This is a genomic window from Nocardia sp. NPDC051833 (genome assembly GCF_040681225.1).
In the GTDB taxonomy this organism is placed as follows: Bacteria; Actinomycetota; Actinomycetes; order Mycobacteriales; family Mycobacteriaceae; genus Nocardia.
In genome coordinates, this window is record NZ_JBFAYK010000015.1 from 1 (window position 1) to 1035 (window position 1035).

At 54.5% G+C, this 1035-nt stretch carries 2 rRNA genes; both read right to left on the minus strand.

Annotation, left to right across the window (positions count from 1 at the left end):
• Positions 1 to 628, minus strand: a 23S ribosomal RNA gene (locus tag AB0L91_RS35240); the annotation flags it as partial.
• A gap of 322 nt (positions 629 to 950) precedes the next feature.
• A 16S ribosomal RNA gene (locus AB0L91_RS35245) occupies positions 951 to 1035 on the minus strand; the annotation flags it as partial.

Sequence of the window (1035 nt, forward strand, 5' to 3'; positions counted from 1 at the left end):
GGCTCTGACGGATTGTAAGCGCACGGTTTCAGGTACTATTTCACTCCCCTCCCGGGGTACTTTTCACCTTTCCCTCACGGTACTAGTCCGCTATCGGTCACCAGGGAGTATTCAGGCTTACCGGGTGGTCCCGGCAGATTCACAGCAGATTTCACGGGCCCGCTGCTACTCGGGTATCTCCTACAACAGCCGAAGAGTTTTCGTCTACCGGACTATCACCGTCTATGGCGGGCCGTTCCAGACCACTTCGACTAACACTTCGGTTTCTTACTGTTGCCCAATTCGGCAGAATTGAGAAAGAAGACCCCACAACACCGCGTAGACAACGCCTGCCGGCTATCACATCTACACGGTTTAGCCTCATCCGCTTTCGCTCGCCACTACTCACGGAATCACTGTTGTTTTCTCTTCCTGTGGGTACTGAGATGTTTCACTTCCCCACGTTCCCTCCACACACCCTATATATTCAGATGCGGGTAACACGACATCACTCGTGCTGGGTTTCCCCATTCGGAAATCCTCGGATCTCAGCTCGGTTGACAGCTCCCCGAGGCTTATCGCAGCCTCCTACGTCCTTCATCGGCTCCTGGTGCCAAGGCATCCACCGTACGCTCTTAAACACTTACTAACAAAGATGCTCGCGTCCACTGTGCAGTTCTCAAACAACACACCCGCACCGGATTGAATTCGAAGACCAGCCCGGCGAAGCCGGCGATGTCAACGAGATCCGAGCGGATCGTTTGTCTTGCCTGGAAAGAAACACTCGCGTGTTCTTTCAGGACCCAATAGTGTGTCGGTATATCACCGCGACCAGCTGCTTTGAACCGGTCGAATGCGATGAGGTAGTCAGTGTTCCACCCATGAGCACCGCCGGACTACATGTGAGTCCGAAACGGCTCTGCCAGTGACACATTCACCTCTGTGAACAGTCGACTGGAGATGCTCCTTAGAAAGGAGGTGATCCAGCCGCACCTTCCGGTACGGCTACCTTGTTACGACTTCGTCCCAATCGCCGATCCCACCTTCGACGGCTCC